The 14,562-nt window shown below is 62.1% G+C and carries 16 protein-coding genes; 11 read left to right on the forward strand and 5 right to left on the reverse strand.

The window, feature by feature from the left end; genetic code table 11:
* Positions 1-71: 71 nt before the first annotated feature.
* From VG99_RS11995 to VG99_RS12040, 10 genes are all read left to right on the forward strand, one after another.
* A complete protein-coding gene (locus tag VG99_RS11995) occupies positions 72-566 on the forward strand; it encodes a flagellar basal body-associated FliL family protein (protein ID WP_044500227.1) in 495 nt (164 codons plus the stop codon).
* Between the two features lie 9 nt (positions 567-575).
* On the forward strand, positions 576-1,547 hold the full coding sequence (gene fliM / locus VG99_RS12000; RefSeq protein ID WP_044500228.1) for a flagellar motor switch protein FliM: 972 nt from the start codon (positions 576-578) through the stop codon (positions 1,545-1,547).
* 51 nt (positions 1,548-1,598) lie between these two features.
* Positions 1,599-2,066 (forward strand): flagellar motor switch protein FliN, encoded by a 468-nt coding sequence (gene fliN / locus VG99_RS12005; RefSeq protein ID WP_044500230.1) that lies wholly within the window; start codon positions 1,599-1,601, stop codon positions 2,064-2,066.
* A 1-nt stretch (position 2,067) separates the two neighbouring features.
* Positions 2,068-2,493, forward strand: a complete 426-nt coding sequence (fliO, locus tag VG99_RS12010) for a flagellar biosynthetic protein FliO (RefSeq protein WP_044500232.1) — start codon at positions 2,068-2,070, stop codon at positions 2,491-2,493.
* Positions 2,490-3,242, forward strand: coding sequence for a flagellar type III secretion system pore protein FliP (fliP, locus tag VG99_RS12015; protein WP_044500233.1), 753 nt, complete (start codon positions 2,490-2,492; stop codon positions 3,240-3,242). Before fliO ends, fliP begins: the two co-directional genes overlap by 4 nt.
* Positions 3,243-3,252: 10 nt before the next feature.
* A complete protein-coding gene (fliQ, locus tag VG99_RS12020) occupies positions 3,253-3,522 on the forward strand; it encodes a flagellar biosynthesis protein FliQ (RefSeq protein ID WP_044500235.1) in 270 nt (89 codons plus the stop codon).
* Positions 3,522-4,298: a flagellar biosynthetic protein FliR gene (fliR, locus tag VG99_RS12025; RefSeq protein ID WP_044500237.1), complete on the forward strand. Its 777-nt coding sequence runs from the start codon at positions 3,522-3,524 to the stop codon at positions 4,296-4,298. Before fliQ ends, fliR begins: the two co-directional genes overlap by 1 nt.
* Complete coding sequence (gene flhB / locus VG99_RS12030) at positions 4,298-5,431, forward strand: flagellar biosynthesis protein FlhB (protein ID WP_044500239.1); 1,134 nt, start codon at positions 4,298-4,300, stop codon at positions 5,429-5,431. The genes fliR and flhB overlap by 1 nt, the downstream gene beginning before the upstream one ends.
* A gap of 37 nt (positions 5,432-5,468) precedes the next feature.
* Positions 5,469-6,185 carry an SIMPL domain-containing protein gene (locus VG99_RS12035; protein WP_044500241.1) on the forward strand — a complete coding sequence of 239 codons (717 nt, stop codon included), beginning with the start codon at positions 5,469-5,471 and terminating at the stop codon, positions 6,183-6,185.
* A gap of 115 nt (positions 6,186-6,300) precedes the next feature.
* Positions 6,301-7,164, forward strand: coding sequence for an alpha/beta fold hydrolase (locus tag VG99_RS12040; RefSeq protein ID WP_044500242.1), 864 nt, complete (start codon positions 6,301-6,303; stop codon positions 7,162-7,164).
* A gap of 469 nt (positions 7,165-7,633) precedes the next feature.
* Here VG99_RS12040 and VG99_RS12045 read toward each other — a convergent pair whose 3' ends face one another.
* From VG99_RS12045 to ectA, 5 genes are read right to left on the reverse strand one after another with little or no spacing between them, the layout of a single operon-like run.
* Complete coding sequence (locus VG99_RS12045; RefSeq protein ID WP_044500243.1) at positions 7,634-9,064, reverse strand: aspartate kinase; 1,431 nt, start codon at positions 9,062-9,064, stop codon at positions 7,634-7,636.
* 40 nt (positions 9,065-9,104) lie between these two features.
* Positions 9,105-10,022, reverse strand: coding sequence for an ectoine hydroxylase (gene thpD, locus VG99_RS12050; RefSeq protein WP_204216721.1), 918 nt, complete (start codon positions 10,020-10,022; stop codon positions 9,105-9,107).
* A 24-nt stretch (positions 10,023-10,046) separates the two neighbouring features.
* Positions 10,047-10,439 carry an ectoine synthase gene (locus VG99_RS12055; protein WP_044500244.1) on the reverse strand — a complete coding sequence of 131 codons (393 nt, stop codon included), beginning with the start codon at positions 10,437-10,439 and terminating at the stop codon, positions 10,047-10,049.
* A gap of 14 nt (positions 10,440-10,453) precedes the next feature.
* Entirely contained in the window at positions 10,454-11,740 is a 1,287-nt protein-coding gene (gene ectB, locus VG99_RS12060; RefSeq protein WP_044500247.1) for a diaminobutyrate--2-oxoglutarate transaminase, read from the reverse strand.
* Complete coding sequence (ectA, locus tag VG99_RS12065; protein WP_044500249.1) at positions 11,737-12,264, reverse strand: diaminobutyrate acetyltransferase; 528 nt, start codon at positions 12,262-12,264, stop codon at positions 11,737-11,739. Before ectA ends, ectB begins: the two co-directional genes overlap by 4 nt.
* Positions 12,265-12,605: 341 nt before the next feature.
* Here ectA and speA point away from each other — a divergent pair, with 341 nt between their 5' ends.
* On the forward strand, positions 12,606-14,522 hold the full coding sequence (gene speA / locus VG99_RS12070; RefSeq protein WP_044501625.1) for an arginine decarboxylase: 1,917 nt from the start codon (positions 12,606-12,608) through the stop codon (positions 14,520-14,522).
* Positions 14,523-14,562 lie beyond the last annotated feature (40 nt).

The raw sequence follows: 14,562 nt of genomic DNA on the forward strand, positions 1-14,562 counted from the left end.
GTTTCTGGCATGATCAATGCACAACTTTTATTCAAGCGGGCTGTGCCCGCATCTGGCGACGGAATTTTGTCATGGCGAAGAATCAGGCAGGAGCCGACACGGCCCCGCCGTCCAACAAGCGCAAGCAACTATTGCTGATCTGCATCGGCCTGGCGGCCCTGTTGCTGTCCGCCGGTGGGGTGGCCTATGCGCTGCTGGCCAACAAGGGCGGCGCGACCACTGCCCAGCCGCAGGAGGCCGTCAAACTGCCGGCGCTGTACCAGCCGCTGGAACCCGCCTTTACCGTCAATTACGCCCACGGGGGTCGCCAGCGCTACATGCAGGCGAACGTGGTCCTGATGGGGCGCCAACCGGAGGCGATGTCCGCACTGGCGGATCATCTGCCGCTGATCCGCAACCGGCTGGTCATGCTGTTCAGCAGTGCGGAATTTGAATCCCTGATGACCGCCGAGGGCAAGGAAGCACTGCGTATGCAGGCTACCCTCGCAGTGCAGGAGCTGATGGAACAGGAACTCGGCGAACCGGTCATAGAGTCGGTACTGTTCACCAATCTGGTTCTGCAATAGGAAAACAATATGGCGGTTCAAGACCTGCTCTCCCAGGATGAAATCGATGCCCTGCTGCATGGGGTGGATGAAGGCGTTATCGACAGCAGCCAGGATAACGAGCCCGGGGGCGTCAAGAGTTACGACCTGACCAGCCAGGATCGCATCGTGCGTGGGCGCATGCCGACGCTCGAAATGATCAACGAGCGTTTTGCCCGCTATACCCGCATCAGCATGTTCAACCTGCTGCGCCGCTCGGCGGATGTGTCCGTGGGCGGGGTGCAGGTGATGAAATTCGGCGAGTACGTGCACACCCTGTACGTGCCGACCAGCCTCAACCTGGTGAAGATGAAGCCGCTGCGCGGCACCGCGCTGTTCATCCTGGATGCGCGGCTGGTGTTCAAGCTGGTCGACAACTTCTTCGGCGGCGATGGCCGCCACGCCAAGATCGAGGGCCGCGAGTTCACCCCGACCGAATTGCGCGTGGTGCGCATGGTGCTGGAGCAAGCCTTCGTCGATCTGCGCGAAGCCTGGCAGGCGGTCAAGGACGTGCAGTTCGAGTACGTCAACTCCGAGGTCAACCCGGCGCTGGCCAACATCGTCAGCCCCAGCGAAGTGGTGGTGGTGTCCACCTTCCATATCGAACTCGATGGCGGTGGCGGCGAGATGCACGTGACCATGCCCTATTCGATGATCGAGCCGCTGCGCGAGGTGCTGGACTCCGGGGTGCAATCCGATGTGGACGAGCACGACGAGCGTTGGGAACGCGCCCTGCGCGAGGAGATCACCGCAGCCAAGGTGCCCCTGAGCGCCACCGTGGTCCGCCGCGAGCTCAAGCTGCGGGACCTGCTGACCATGCAGGCCGGCGACGTGATCCCGGTGGAGATGCCCGAGCACATGGTGATGTGCGCCAACGGCGTGCCCACCTTCAAGGCGCGGCTCGGCTCGGTCAATGGCAACCTGGCGCTACAGATTCTGGGTCCGGTCACGCGTCCGCGCTGACCGATCCACCAATGCAGTACTCTGAGCAGAGATAAATGAGGATCAGGCAAGATGGCTGAGGACAGACAGGACGACATCAGTCCGGAAGAGCAGGCGCTGGCGGACGAATGGGCTGCCGCGCTGGATGAGGCCGGCAACGCCAGTCAGGACGACATCGACGCGATGCTGGCCGGCAACGACCGGTCCCGGGCGATGCCCATGGAAGAATTCAACGCGCCGCCCCGGCAGGCCAGCAGTGAGCTGTTCGGCGGCGTCGACGGCCCCAACCTTGACGTGATCCTGGATATCCCGGTGACCATTTCCATGGAAGTGGGCAACACCGATATCACCATCCGCAACCTGCTGCAGCTCAACCAGGGCTCGGTGGTGGAGCTCGATCGCCTCGCCGGGGAGCCGCTGGACGTCAAGGTCAACGGTACCCTGATCGCCCACGGTGAAGTGGTGGTGGTCAACGAGAAATTCGGCATCCGCCTGACTGACGTGATCAGCCAGTCCGAACGTATCAAGAAGCTCAGCTGACATGCGGTGGCTCCGCGTTCTGCTGCCGGCCCTGCCGGCGGCCATGGTTATGCCTTTGGCGGCGGCACCGGCTGCCAGTGGTGACGCCGGCGCGTCCCTGATGACGCAGTTGACCCAGCTGGGATTGGGGCTGATCGTCGTGGTCGGCCTGATCTTCCTGCTGGGCTACCTGATGCGCCGGGTCGGTCCCATGGCGCCCCAGGGCGGGCAGCATATCCGGCTGATCAGTAGCTATCCGCTGGGCCCACGGGACCGGCTGGCGCTGGTTGATGTCGGTGGCCAGCAACTGCTGCTGGGCATCTCGCCGGGGCGGATCAACACCCTGCATGTATTTCCCGAGCCGGTGGTCGACAGCCAGGGCGAGGCCGCCAGCGGCGACTTTGCCCGCAAGCTGCAGGCCATGCTCAAGCGGGAGCAGAAGCCATGATGCGCTGGAGCCTGTTATTGCTGACGTTGCTGGCGCCCACGGTATTTGCCCAGACCGCGGCTGATCCATTGAGCCTGCCGGCGATTACCTTGACCACGGATGCCGAAGGCGAGCAGACCTATTCGGTGAGCCTGCAGATCCTGCTGCTGATGAGCGCGCTGACGTTCATCCCCGCCTTCGTGATGATGATGACCAGCTTTACCCGGATCATCATCGTGTTTGCGATCCTGCGCCAGGCCCTGGGTCTGCAATCGACGCCGTCGAGTCAGATCCTCATCGGCCTGGCGTTGTTCCTGACGCTGTTCATCATGGCGCCAGTATTCGAGCGCATCAACGAAAGCGCGTTGCAGCCCTACCTGAACGAGCAACTGACGCCGCCCCAGGCGCTGGAGCAGGCCAGTGTGCCGCTGCGCGAATTCATGTTGGCGCAAACCCGTGAGACCGACCTGGAGCTGTTCGTGCGGCTGGCCAAGCGCACCGACCTGACCGGCCCGGACGAGGTGCCTTTCCATATCCTGGTGCCGGCGTTCGTCACCTCCGAGCTGAAGACCGCGTTCCAGATCGGCTTCATGATCTTCATCCCGTTCCTGGTAATCGACCTGGTGGTGGCCAGCGTGCTCATGGCCATGGGGATGATGATGCTGTCGCCCTTGATCATCTCTTTGCCGTTCAAGATCATGCTGTTTGTGCTGGTGGATGGCTGGGCGTTGATCATCGGGACCCTGGCCGCCAGCTTCGCCGTCACCTAGGAGCCGCGCGATGACCCCTGAAATCGCAGTAGACCTGTTCCGGCAGGCGGTCTGGTTGACCACCGTGATGGTGGCGGTGATCGTGCTGCCGAGCCTGGTGGTGGGCTTGATCGTGGCCGTATTCCAGGCGGCCACGCAGATCAACGAGCAGACCCTGAGCTTCCTGCCGCGCCTGCTGTTCACCTTCTTCACCCTGATCGTGCTCGGCCCCTGGCTGGTCAGCCAGCTGATGGAGTTCACCCAGCAGCTGTACCACAACATCCCCGGATTGATCGGCTGATGATCGAGCTGGCCGGCAGCGACATCGGCCGCTGGGTGGCCGGCTACCTGTGGGTGCTGTTTCGCATCGGCGCCGTGCTGATGACCATGCCGGTGATCGGAACCGCGCTGGTGCCGATGCGTATCCGCCTGTACCTGGCGCTCGCCTTGACTTTCCTGGTCGCGCCGCAGATTACCGATGTGCCGCAACTCGACGCCCTGGCGCTGAGTACCTGGGTAGTCATCGCCGAGCAGATCCTGATCGGCGCGGCCATGGGCTTTCTGCTGCAGCTGCTGTTCCAGATCCATGTGATCGCCGGGCAGATCGTGGCCATGCAGATGGGCCTGGGCTTCGCCTCGATGAACGACCCGGCCATGGGCATCTCCGTAGCGGTGGTCGCGCAGGTGTTCACCATGCTGGTGACGCTGCTGTTTCTGGCAATGAACGGGCATCTGGTGGTAATCGAGGTGCTGGTCGAAAGCTTCACCACCTTGCCCATCGGCCAGACTTTGCAGGCCGGCGACTTCCATACCCTGGTGCTGCGGTTTTCCTGGGTGATGGCCGCAGCGATCCTGATCGGCCTGCCGGCGATCACCGCGCTGCTGATCGTCAACCTGTCCTTCGGCGTGATGATGCGTGCGGCGCCGCAGCTCAATATCTTCTCCATCGGTTTTCCCCTGACCCTGGTATTTGGCCTGTTCATCCTCTGGGTACTGCTCAGCGGCACCGCCGAGCAGTACCACCTGTTCGCTTCCGAAGCGCTGATCTGGTTGCGCGAGATGGTGGGGGCGCGCTAATGGCGGAGGACAGCGGCCAGGAACGCACAGAAGACCCCACGGCGAAACGCCAGAAGGAATCCCGCGAGAAAGGCCAGGTGGCCCGCTCCAAGGAGCTCAACACCCTGGCGGTGGTGATGGTGGCCGCGGTCGGTCTGCTGATGTTCGGGCCGGCGATGGCCAGCAAGCTGATGGACCTGATGGTGTACAACTTTGCCATCGAGCGCGAAGCGCTCTACAGCACCGACACCATGGGACTGCACCTGCTGGCGTCGATCCGCCAGGGGCTGAGCGTCATCGGCCCGCTGTTCCTGCTGCTGTTGATTGCCGCCCTGGTGGGCCCGGTCATGCTCGGCGGCTGGCTGTTCAGCGCCAAGCTGTTGGCCCCCAAGGGCGAGCGACTCAATCCCCTGGCGGGGCTCAAGCGCATGTTCTCGATCAAGGCGCTGGTGGAACTGCTCAAGGCCATCGGCAAGTTCCTGGTGGTCCTGGCCATGGCACTGACGGTACTCCACCTGCGCACCGACGACCTGCTGGCGTTGGGCAATGAAACGCTGCCGGGAGCAATCTTTCATAGTGGCTGGGTGCTGGGCACCTCCCTGTTGTTGCTGGCCTGCTCGCTGATCCTGATTGCCGCGGTGGATGTGCCCTTCCAGATATGGGATAACAAGCAGAAGACGCGCATGACCAAGCAGGAAGTGCGTGACGAGTACAAGGATTCCGAGGGCAAGCCCGAGGTCAAGTCACGGATTCGCCAGCTGCAGCGGGAAATGGCCGAACGGCGTATGATGGGCGAGGTGCCCAAGGCCGACGTGGTGATTACCAACCCGAGCCATTATGCGGTGGCGCTGAAATATGATCCGGTGCAGTCCGGCGCCCCGGTGGTACTGGCCAAGGGTGCAGACTTCCTGGCGCAGAAGATCCGCGAAGTGGCCACCGAGCACAACATCATCGTGCTGGAATCCCCGCCGCTGGCACGGGCGGTGTACTACAGTACCGAACTGGATCAGCCCATTCCCGCCGGGCTGTACCTGGCAGTGGCGCAGGTGCTGGCCTACGTTTACCAGGTGCGCCAATTCCAGGAAGGCAAGGGCAAACGCCCCGGGCCCATGCCCGAGCCGCCGATTCCCGAGGATTTGCGCCGGGATGAATAGGCCCGGCAGCTAACCCTCATTCAACAGGAGCAGATTGATGACTGACAGTTCACGGGTGTCGTTCTTTGCGGTCGTGGCCGCGGCCTTGCTGGCGCTGGCACTGGCGTTCATGGCGGTGAGTATCAAGACCGGTCTGCTGCAGTTTCGCGATGCCGACCGGGTGGTCAGCGTCAAGGGCCTGGCCGAGCGTACCGTGGCGGCGGACCTGGCGCTGTGGCCGATCAACTTCACCGTCATGGGCGATAGCCTGGATGTGCTCCAGAGCGACATCGAAACCCAGCAGGACCTGATCCGCTCCTTCCTGTTGCTCAAGGGCTTCGCTGAAGCGGACCTGCAGCTGTCGATGCCCAAGATCACCGACCAGCATGCCAACCTCTACGGCTCCAACATGCCGCCGCAGCGGTACCGCGCCGAGGTTACCGTGCTGGTGCGTACCAGCGATATCGACAAGGTCCGCAGCGGCATGCAGAGCGTAGGCGAACTGGTAAAATCCGGCGTGGCGCTGACCCAGAGCTACGAGCACCAGCCGCAGTTCATCTTCACCCAGCTCAACTCGATCAAGCCCGAGATGATCGCCCTGGCGACCCAGGAGGCGCGGGCGGCGGCTGACCAGTTCGCCCGGGACGCCGGCGCCGAGGTCGGCAGCATCCGCCGCGCCTCCCAGGGTTACTTCTCGATCGAGGATGTCGACCCCTATACACCGGAAACCAAGAAGGTGCGGGTGGTCACCAGCGTCGACTACAGCCTGCGCTGAATCCTGGCCCGATTGTCGGTTCATCCAGCCCATCAATAAGCGCTGCGGGAACCTGACAGTCGCGCGCTCGCGTAATAGACTGGCCCATCCGATTTTTGAGTGAAGTGGTCTGTCGATGACGTTGTTACCCTGGTCCCATTCCTGTTCTGCCGGTTTTACCCTGCGTGGCTGGCACAGCCCGCCGAGCGGCAAACCCCTCCTGCATTTCATCCATGGCAACGGCTTCTGTGGCCGCACCTACGAGCCGATGCTGGCACTGCTGGCCGAGGATTTCGACCTGTGGCTGTGCGATATGCAGGGCCACGGCGACAGCGACCATGGCGGCCCCTTTCTCGGTTGGAACCGCAACGCCGAGCTGGCGGTGGAAGCCTTCGTTGCCGGCAAGGTGATCTTTGGCGACGTACCGCGCTACGCCCTGGGGCACAGTTTTGGTGGGGTACTGACCAGCCTCATCGTGGCTGCCCATCCCAAGATGTTCACGCGCGTCGTCTTGCTCGACCCGGTGCTGTTTCCGGAGCAGGAAATGGTCAAGCGGCGCTTGCTGGGTTGGCTGCTGCCCAACCCGCTGGCGGACGGCACGCGCAAGCGGCGCGCCCAATGGGAGGATCGCCAGGCCGCTTTCGCCAAGTTGCAGGGCCGGGGGATTTTCCAGGGCTGGGAAGACGCGGCCCTGCGCGCCCATGTAGAGCACGCGCTGCGTGACGAGCCGGGGCAGGGGGTGGTGCTCAAATGCTCACCTGATCGCGAAGCCGAGATATTCGAATCCGCGCCCCGGGGGCTGTGGCGGTCATTAAACCGGATCAAAACGCCGGTGCGGCTGATTCATGGCGACAAGACCTATCCCTTCGTGAAGCAGTCCGCGGCGCGGCTGTTGGCAAGGAATGTCCACGTAACGGTAGAGGAGGTGCCTGGCGGGCATTGTTTCATGCAGGAGAATCCGCAAGGGGCGGCGCAGAGGGTACTGGCGTTCTTGCTTTGAAGTGGCGGTCAGTTACGGTACGAGCTGGTGCTCGAACCTCCCAGGGGCAAGACTGTGCCACGGTCCAGCCAATACCATAGCGGGAGTGTCCCTCAGCCCCACCCAAGTCAAAAAGACGGTGTTGGGCAGTTGCCCTTGGCGAACCGTGTGCGGCCAGGGACGGCCGCACACGAGCGCCATGGATGGCACGGGTGCGTGTTCGCCAAGGGCAACTGCCCAGCGCCGTCGGATACCAGCCGTGCCGCCCAGACGACTCCCCGAGCGACCAACCCCAACCGTGCCGCCCAGACGACTCCCCGAGCGACCAACCTCAACCGTGCCACCCAGACGAACACCCGAGCGACTAACACCGACCAGGCCGCCCAAAACAAACACCTGAGCTTGCCCAGACTGACACCGAGCGTGCCCGGAGGGCGCCGCAGTTACCCTGACGCTGTGCCCAGCGGCGTTCCCACCGCCGGGCACGAAGTCAGGCCGCGACTATCACATCCCCATGGTTCTCAGGCTCGATCAGCGCCTGGTGCAAGGCAACCACGGCCGCGTCGTAGTCTTCCTCATTGATGATGCACTGCATCTCCACCTGCCGGATCGACTGGTGGATGGCCTGGATGCTGATATCCGCCTTGGCTAGCGCCGCCACGGTCTTGGCCAGGATGCCCTTGACCTTGAGGTCGGAGCCGATCGCCGAGACGATGGCGATATTGTGCAGATGCACCTCGGCCATCGGGTAGCGCTCCTTGATCAGGCGGATGGCGCGAGTCAGCGCCTTGCGTGAGCCGGACGTGTAATAGGTGATGCTGTTGGCATCGGAATCCTTGTTTACCACGTACAGCTTCAGCTGCTTGAGCAGGCGAGTGATCTCGATGTCGTAGCCGACATCACCGAGCATCTCCTGGTCGAATACCTCCAGCCCGAAAACATCCTTGCGCCCGGCGATGATCTCCACACAGGGTTTTTCGCTGCAATAGTTCTGGCTGATGGTAGTGCCGCCATGGTCCGGCTCGAAGGCATTCTTGATGCGCAGCTGAATGCCGGCACGGCGCAGGGTGCGGGCGGCCTTGGGGTGAATGGCCTCCATACCCAGGTTGGACAGCTGATCGGCAACATCATAGTTGGTGCGGCCGATGGTCACCACCTTGTCTACGCCAACCTGGTTCGGATCGGCGCTCGACAGGTGATATTCCTTGTGGATGATGGCCTCACCGGCGCCCGTGCTGGCGGCAATCTGCGCGAAAGTGATCTCGCTATAGCCGCGGTCGAAGGTATTCATCAGACCTTCGCTGCAATGGGTATAGCCGGTGGCAACGACCAGCTCACGGCTCAGGTCGATGCCGGCGAAGCTGTCGGCGATCATGTCCTGGAACGCCTTGGGCTCGCTCTGGTTCCAGCCGGTCAGATCAACCAGGCGCGCATTCACGCCGTTCTTCTTCAGCGCCAGTACGGTATTGAAGGCGCTGTGCGCCTCGCCCAGGGAGGCGAGCATTTCGCGCACCTTCATCAACTGGCCATCAAGCTGGAAATGACCATAGGAGCACAGCTGTTGCAGGTTGAGCATGCAATCGCGGGCGTCGTTGATACGGCCGGTAATAAAGCGGTCGGCCGCCTGACGCTCGTACTCTCCGGAAAACAGCTCGGCGTTCTTTGCCAGCATGCTGGCGCGTACCTGCTCCAGGTTCTCCAGCCAGGCATCCTCACTGTGGGCATCGGCGAAACGTTCGTAGACGCCGGGCTCGCCGCTCTTCTTGTGCTCCAGCAACAGGTTGGTCATACCGCCGTAGGCGGAGACCACGAAGATGCGGTTGTACAAGTCGCTATTGCGTCGCTCACCAATGAAAATGGTGTTCAGTACCTCATCGAAGCGGCTCATGGATGTGCCGCCGATTTTCTCTACTGTGTGCATAATCCCGGTTCTTGTATGAATGTGTTTGGGTGCCAGATGTCTACAGATATTGCTGGGGACCTATGTCCAGAGGCTCGACAGGCCCGCGCTCGGCCACGAACTCGGGGCGCGGCGGCATGCCGTCGAAGGGCTCCACAGGCTTGTTGCCTACATGGTTGTAGACGAAGAACAGGTTGCTGCGCGGGCTGGGAGCAATGTTGCTGCCGGAGCCGTGCAGGGTATTGCAGTCGAACAGCACGACGCTGCCCGCAGGACCTGTGGCCTGTTCGATACCGTAGCGGTCGACCATCTCCCGCAGACTGTCCTCATCGGGGATACCGAATTCCTGGCGGCGCAAGGACTGCTGGTAATGGTTCTCCGGGGTCTGGCCGACACAGCTGATGTAATGCCGGTGGGAGCCGGGGATCAGCATCAGGGGGCCATTCCACGGGTGGTTATCGGTCAGCAGTATCGAGCAGCTGATGGTGCGCATGCGCGGCAGGCCATCCTCGGTGTGCCAGGTCTCGAAGTCGGAATGCCAGTAGAATTCCTGGCCCTTGAAACCGGGTTTCAGATTCAGCCGTGACTGGTGGACATAGATATCACCGTCCAACAGGTAGCGAACCAGCCCGGCGGTGCGTTCGTCCCGGGCAACCCGGGCGAACAGCTCGTTACTGCGGTGAATGGCGAACACCGACCGCAGCGCACCACTGTTGGGCTCGCGGATTGCGGTGGGGGATTCCAGCACTGCCGGATCCTCACCCATCCGCGCCAGCTCGTCCTTGAAAAGCGCCACTTCCGCAGCGCTGAAGACGTTGGGGAGGACCAGGAAGCCGTCGCGCTCGAAGCGCGACAACTGCTCGGCACTCAATGGTGCGTTCTGGGCATCCGTACGCCAGGCGACGGGATCCAGACGTTCCTGCCAGCGGGGATGAGTGTGCTGGCGTGACGGGTAAAGGTCAGCTTGCACGGTAGACATGTTTTCTCCTGGTGTTGTGGTGTCTCAATCGCTCAAATCAGCGGGGTAAACCCCATTTTCATCATGTACTTCGCGGCCGGTCAGCGGCGGGTTGAAGACACAGGCCATCTTCATGTCCTCGGTGCCGCCGCGCAGCAGGTGCTCATCATGCTGGTCGAGCAGGTAGAGCGTGCCGGGTTCGATCTTGTAGACCTTGCCGTCGGCCACGGTTTCAATTTCGCCGTTACCGCTCATGCAGTACACCGACTCCAGGTGGTTCTGGTAGTGGATGTGCGTCTCGGTGCCGGCGTAGATAGTGGTGATGTTGAAGGAAAAGCCCATCTTGTCTTCCTTCAGGATCATCCGGGTGCTATCCCAGGTCTCGGTCACTACCTTGCGTTCGGATGCTTCACAGTCTTTCAGGTTACGTACGATCATGTTCTGGTGATTCCTCAGGATGCTTTATGTTGCGCGCCGGCCGCCATGACTTTGGCGAAGGCGGCGTCGAGAATGGTCATGGCCTTGTCGATCTGTTCCTCGCTGATGGTCAGCGGGCACAGGCACTTGACCACCTGGCTGTGGTTGCCACTGGTCTCGATGACCAGGCCGTTCTCAAAGGCTTCGGCACAGATGGCGGCGGCAGTGTCGCCGTCCGGGCAGCTGATGCCGATCATCATGCCGCGGCCCTTGACGAACAGGGAGTCGGGGCCGTGGCGACGCACGATCTTCTGCATGCGCTCGCGGATCAGCGCGCCCTTGGCCTTGACGCTGGCAGCGAATTCTTCGCTGGTCCAGAAATGTTCCAGGGCAGCGGCGGCGGTGACGAAGGCATGGTTGTTACCGCGGAAGGTACCGTTGTGCTCGCCCGGCTCCCACTGGTCCAGCTCGCGGCGCATGACCACCACGGCGAAGGGCAGGCCGAAGCCGCTCAGGGATTTGGACAGGGTGATGATGTCTGGCTTGATGCCCATTTCCTCGAAGCTGAAGAAGGTGCCGGTACGGCCACAGCCCGCCTGGATGTCGTCAATGATGAGCAGCATCTCGTGTTTGCGGCAGAGCTTTTCCAGCTTGCGCATCCAGTCGGCGGAGGCAGCGTTCAGACCACCTTCGCCCTGGACCACTTCGACGATTACGGCGGCGGGCTTGTCCACGCCACTGCTCGGGTCGCTGAGCAGCTTGTCCATCATCGAGATGGTGTTGACCTTGTCACCGAAGTAGTTGGCGTAGGGCATGCGGCTGACATCGGTCAGCGGCACGCCGGCGGCGCCGCGGTGATGCTGGTTGCCGGTGGCAGCCAGGGCGCCAACGGTGCAGCCGTGGAAGCCGTTGGTGAAGCTGATGATATTGCTGCGGCCGGTTACCTTGCGCGCCAGTTTCAGCGCAGCTTCAACCGAGTTGGCACCGGTCGGGCCACTGAACTGCACTACGTAATCGCCCAGGTTGCGCGGCTCCAGGATCACCCGGTGGAAGGTCTCCAGGAAGCGCTCCTTGGCGGCCGAGTACATATCCAGGCCGTGGGTCAGGCCGTCATGTTCCAGGTATTCGATCAACGCCTTCTTCAGGACCGGATGGTTATGGCCGTAGTTGAGCGTGCCGGCGCCCGCCAGGAAGTCGATATAGGACTTGCCTTCACGGGTAATGAGCTCGGCGCCGCGGGCCTGGTCGAAAATGACCGGGAAGGAACGGCAGTAGCTGCGAATACCGGATTCGTGTTGTTCGAACTGATGGAAAGTGTTCATGCAGTCTCCTGGCTATCAAGTTTGACTGGTATGGCAAAAGGACCGGCGCGATACAGCACTTCGTCATCATGCTGGCCGTTGAAATGGTGAGCCCGGCTGAACAGCACCTCGGTGCTGGCGGTAACGCCCAACTGGCGGAAGGCCTTGGCAAACAGGGCTTCGGAAGCGCCGTTGCCGGGTGAAATGGTGGTTTCCAGCCAGCGTACGCCGTGGGCGGCGGTGCGCTCGATCAGCGCCATCAACATGCCGATGCCCAGGCCCTGACCGCGCATGCTGTCGTCGACGGCAACTTGCCAGACGAACAGGGTGTCGGGGCGCTCCGGTGGGCAGTAGCCGGAAATGAAACCGACCAGCTCGCCGCTCTGGTTTTCAGCGGCAATGGAGGTGGCGGAAAAGTGAGTGCACTGCAGCAGGTTGCAATAGACGGAGTTGGTGTCCAGTGGCGGGCAGCGCTCGATCAATTTGTTCAGCGCGTGGCCGTCGGTGGGTCGCGGACGGCGTAGCGTAAAAGCGTTGGAAGACATCATTTCCTGATATTTACTTGTAGATTCATTTTTATGATAGGCACATCCAAAAAAAGTTCACAACCGTTGATCTTCGTGGCTTAGGGGTTAGGTAGGCGGCCATATTAATACTTACAGGTGTTATATATTTGTCATGAGTTGCGCTCCAGCCCCCTCAGCTCAAGTGTTACGGCGGATCGGTGGCGGCAGCCTCGGCGAGCCCTGAAAAGGGCATTTAGGGCCGGTAAAAATTTGTGAAATTAATTGTGAATCGCGGCCCTCGACGGCTTCGTTTCCAGATATGCGGGAGAAACTGGTTTATCCTGAGGTCCATTGCACAAGTCCCTAGGAGTTATTTCATGGTGTCATCGCGACGTTCGCGCAAAGAGGATGCTTCCGCCTGGACGGTCGCAGACAGTCGAAGTGTTTATGGCATCCGCCACTGGGGTGCGGGCTATTTCAATGCCAGCGAGCAGGGCAACGTGGAAGTGAGCCCCCGGCCGGGCGTCGACCTGCCGATCGACCTGCATGAGCTGGTTGCCGAGCTGCGCGACAGCGGGCTGGACCTGCCGCTGCTGCTGCGCTTTCCGGACATCCTCCAGGACCGGGTGCGGCAGCTGACCGGCGCCTTCGAGCAGAATATCGCCGAGCTGGACTATGCCAGCGGCTACACCGCCTTGTACCCGATCAAGGTCAACCAGCAGGAAGCGGTGGTCAAGAACATCATTGCGACCGAGGACGTGTCCATCGGCCTGGAAGCCGGCTCCAAGCCCGAGCTCATGGCGGTGCTGGCCATGGCGCCCAAGGGCGGTACCATCGTCTGCAACGGTTACAAGGACCGGGAGTTCATCCGCCTGGCGCTGCTCGGGCAGAAGCTGGGCCACAACGTCTTCATTGTTATCGAGAAGGAATCCGAGGTCGCGCTGGTGATCGAGGAAGCCGCGACCCTCGGGCTGACGCCCCAGGTGGGCCTGCGGGTGCGCCTGTCGTCCCTGGCGTCCAGCAAGTGGGCGGATACCGGCGGGGAGAAATCCAAATTCGGTTTGTCTGCGGCGCAGTTGCTGCGGGTGGTGGATCAGTTCCGCGGCGCCGGGCTTGAAGCTGGGGTACGCCTGCTGCATTTCCATATGGGGTCGCAGATTGCCAACCTGGCGGATTACCAGCACGGTTTTCGCGAGGCGATCCGCTACTTTGGCGAGCTGCGGGCGCTGGGGCTGCCGGTCGATCATATCGACGTGGGCGGTGGCCTGGGCGTCGATTACGACGGCACCCACTCGCGCAATGCCAGCTCGATCAACTATGACGTCTTCGAATATGCGCGCACCGTGGTGCAGATGCTGCGCGAATTCTGCGACGAGCAGGGCCTGCCGCATCCGCACATCTTCTCCGAGAGCGGTCGGGCGATGACCGCTCACCACGCGGTACTGGTGGTGCAGGTGACCGATGTCGAGCGGCACAACGATACCGTGCCGCCGCTGGACGACATCGACGAGCTGCCCCAGGTGGTGCGCGACCTGATCGGCCTGCTCGGGCAGACGGATATCGAGATGGTTACCGAGACCTATTGGCGGGCGACCCACTATATGAGCGATGTGGCTGGGCTCTACGCCGAGGGCAAGATCAGCCTGTCGCAGAAAGCCCTGGCCGAGCAGTGCTACTTCGCCCTGTGCAACCGCCTGCACGCGCTGCTCAAGGCGCGCCAGCGGTCGCACCGCCAGGTGCTGGATGAACTGAACGACAAGATGGCGGACAAGTACATCTGCAACTTCTCGGTATTCCAGAGCCTGCCCGATACCTGGGCCATCGACCAGGTGCTGCCGATCGTGCCGCTCAACCGGCTCAACGAGGAACCGCTGCGCCGCGCGGTGCTGCAGGACCTGACCTGCGACTCCGACGGCAAGATTCGCCACTACGTGGATGAACAGAGCATCGAGAACAGCCTGCCGGTGCACGAGCTGCGGGAAGGGGAGGATTATCTGCTGGGCATCTTCATGGTCGGGGCCTACCAGGAGATCCTCGGCGACATGCACAACCTGTTCGGTGATACCGATTCGGTCAACGTCTATCAGCTGGAAGACGGGCGCGTGGTGCACGGCGGAACCGAAACCCATGACACCATCGAGGACATGTTGCGCTATGTCCACTTCGAGCCGGACGAACTCATGGCCCGCTACCGCGACAAGGTCGCCAGCGCCCGCCTGAGCGCAGCGGAACGGGCACGCTACCTGGATATCCTGCGGCTGGGGCTGACCCGCTCGTCCTATCTCGGGCAGAGTTGAGCTGCTATCGGGGCGCTGGCCTGCGGGCCAGCATCGCCCC

Source organism: Pseudomonas saudimassiliensis, assembly GCF_000939975.1.
GTDB classification, from domain to species: Bacteria; Pseudomonadota; Gammaproteobacteria; order Pseudomonadales; family Pseudomonadaceae; genus Halopseudomonas; species Halopseudomonas saudimassiliensis.

What these genes read in the sequence shown, in the direction of transcription:
- VG99_RS11995 (WP_044500227.1), top strand. Translation starts at nt 72, where the DNA reads ATGGCGAAGAATCAGGCAGGAGCCGACACGGCCCCGCCGTCCAACAAG.
- fliM (WP_044500228.1), top strand. Translation starts at nt 576, where the DNA reads ATGGCGGTTCAAGACCTGCTCTCCCAGGATGAAATCGATGCCCTGCTG.
- fliN (WP_044500230.1), top strand. Translation starts at nt 1,599, where the DNA reads ATGGCTGAGGACAGACAGGACGACATCAGTCCGGAAGAGCAGGCGCTG.
- fliO (WP_044500232.1), top strand. Translation starts at nt 2,068, where the DNA reads ATGCGGTGGCTCCGCGTTCTGCTGCCGGCCCTGCCGGCGGCCATGGTT.
- fliP (WP_044500233.1), top strand. Translation starts at nt 2,490, where the DNA reads ATGATGCGCTGGAGCCTGTTATTGCTGACGTTGCTGGCGCCCACGGTA.
- fliQ (WP_044500235.1), top strand. Translation starts at nt 3,253, where the DNA reads ATGACCCCTGAAATCGCAGTAGACCTGTTCCGGCAGGCGGTCTGGTTG.
- fliR (WP_044500237.1), top strand. Translation starts at nt 3,522, where the DNA reads ATGATCGAGCTGGCCGGCAGCGACATCGGCCGCTGGGTGGCCGGCTAC.
- flhB (WP_044500239.1), top strand. Translation starts at nt 4,298, where the DNA reads ATGGCGGAGGACAGCGGCCAGGAACGCACAGAAGACCCCACGGCGAAA.
- VG99_RS12035 (WP_044500241.1), top strand. Translation starts at nt 5,469, where the DNA reads ATGACTGACAGTTCACGGGTGTCGTTCTTTGCGGTCGTGGCCGCGGCC.
- VG99_RS12040 (WP_044500242.1), top strand. Translation starts at nt 6,301, where the DNA reads ATGACGTTGTTACCCTGGTCCCATTCCTGTTCTGCCGGTTTTACCCTG.
- VG99_RS12045 (WP_044500243.1), bottom strand. Translation starts at nt 9,064, where the DNA reads ATGCACACAGTAGAGAAAATCGGCGGCACATCCATGAGCCGCTTCGAT.
- thpD (WP_204216721.1), bottom strand. Translation starts at nt 10,022, where the DNA reads ATGTCTACCGTGCAAGCTGACCTTTACCCGTCACGCCAGCACACTCAT.
- VG99_RS12055 (WP_044500244.1), bottom strand. Translation starts at nt 10,439, where the DNA reads ATGATCGTACGTAACCTGAAAGACTGTGAAGCATCCGAACGCAAGGTA.
- ectB (WP_044500247.1), bottom strand. Translation starts at nt 11,740, where the DNA reads ATGAACACTTTCCATCAGTTCGAACAACACGAATCCGGTATTCGCAGC.
- ectA (WP_044500249.1), bottom strand. Translation starts at nt 12,264, where the DNA reads ATGTCTTCCAACGCTTTTACGCTACGCCGTCCGCGACCCACCGACGGC.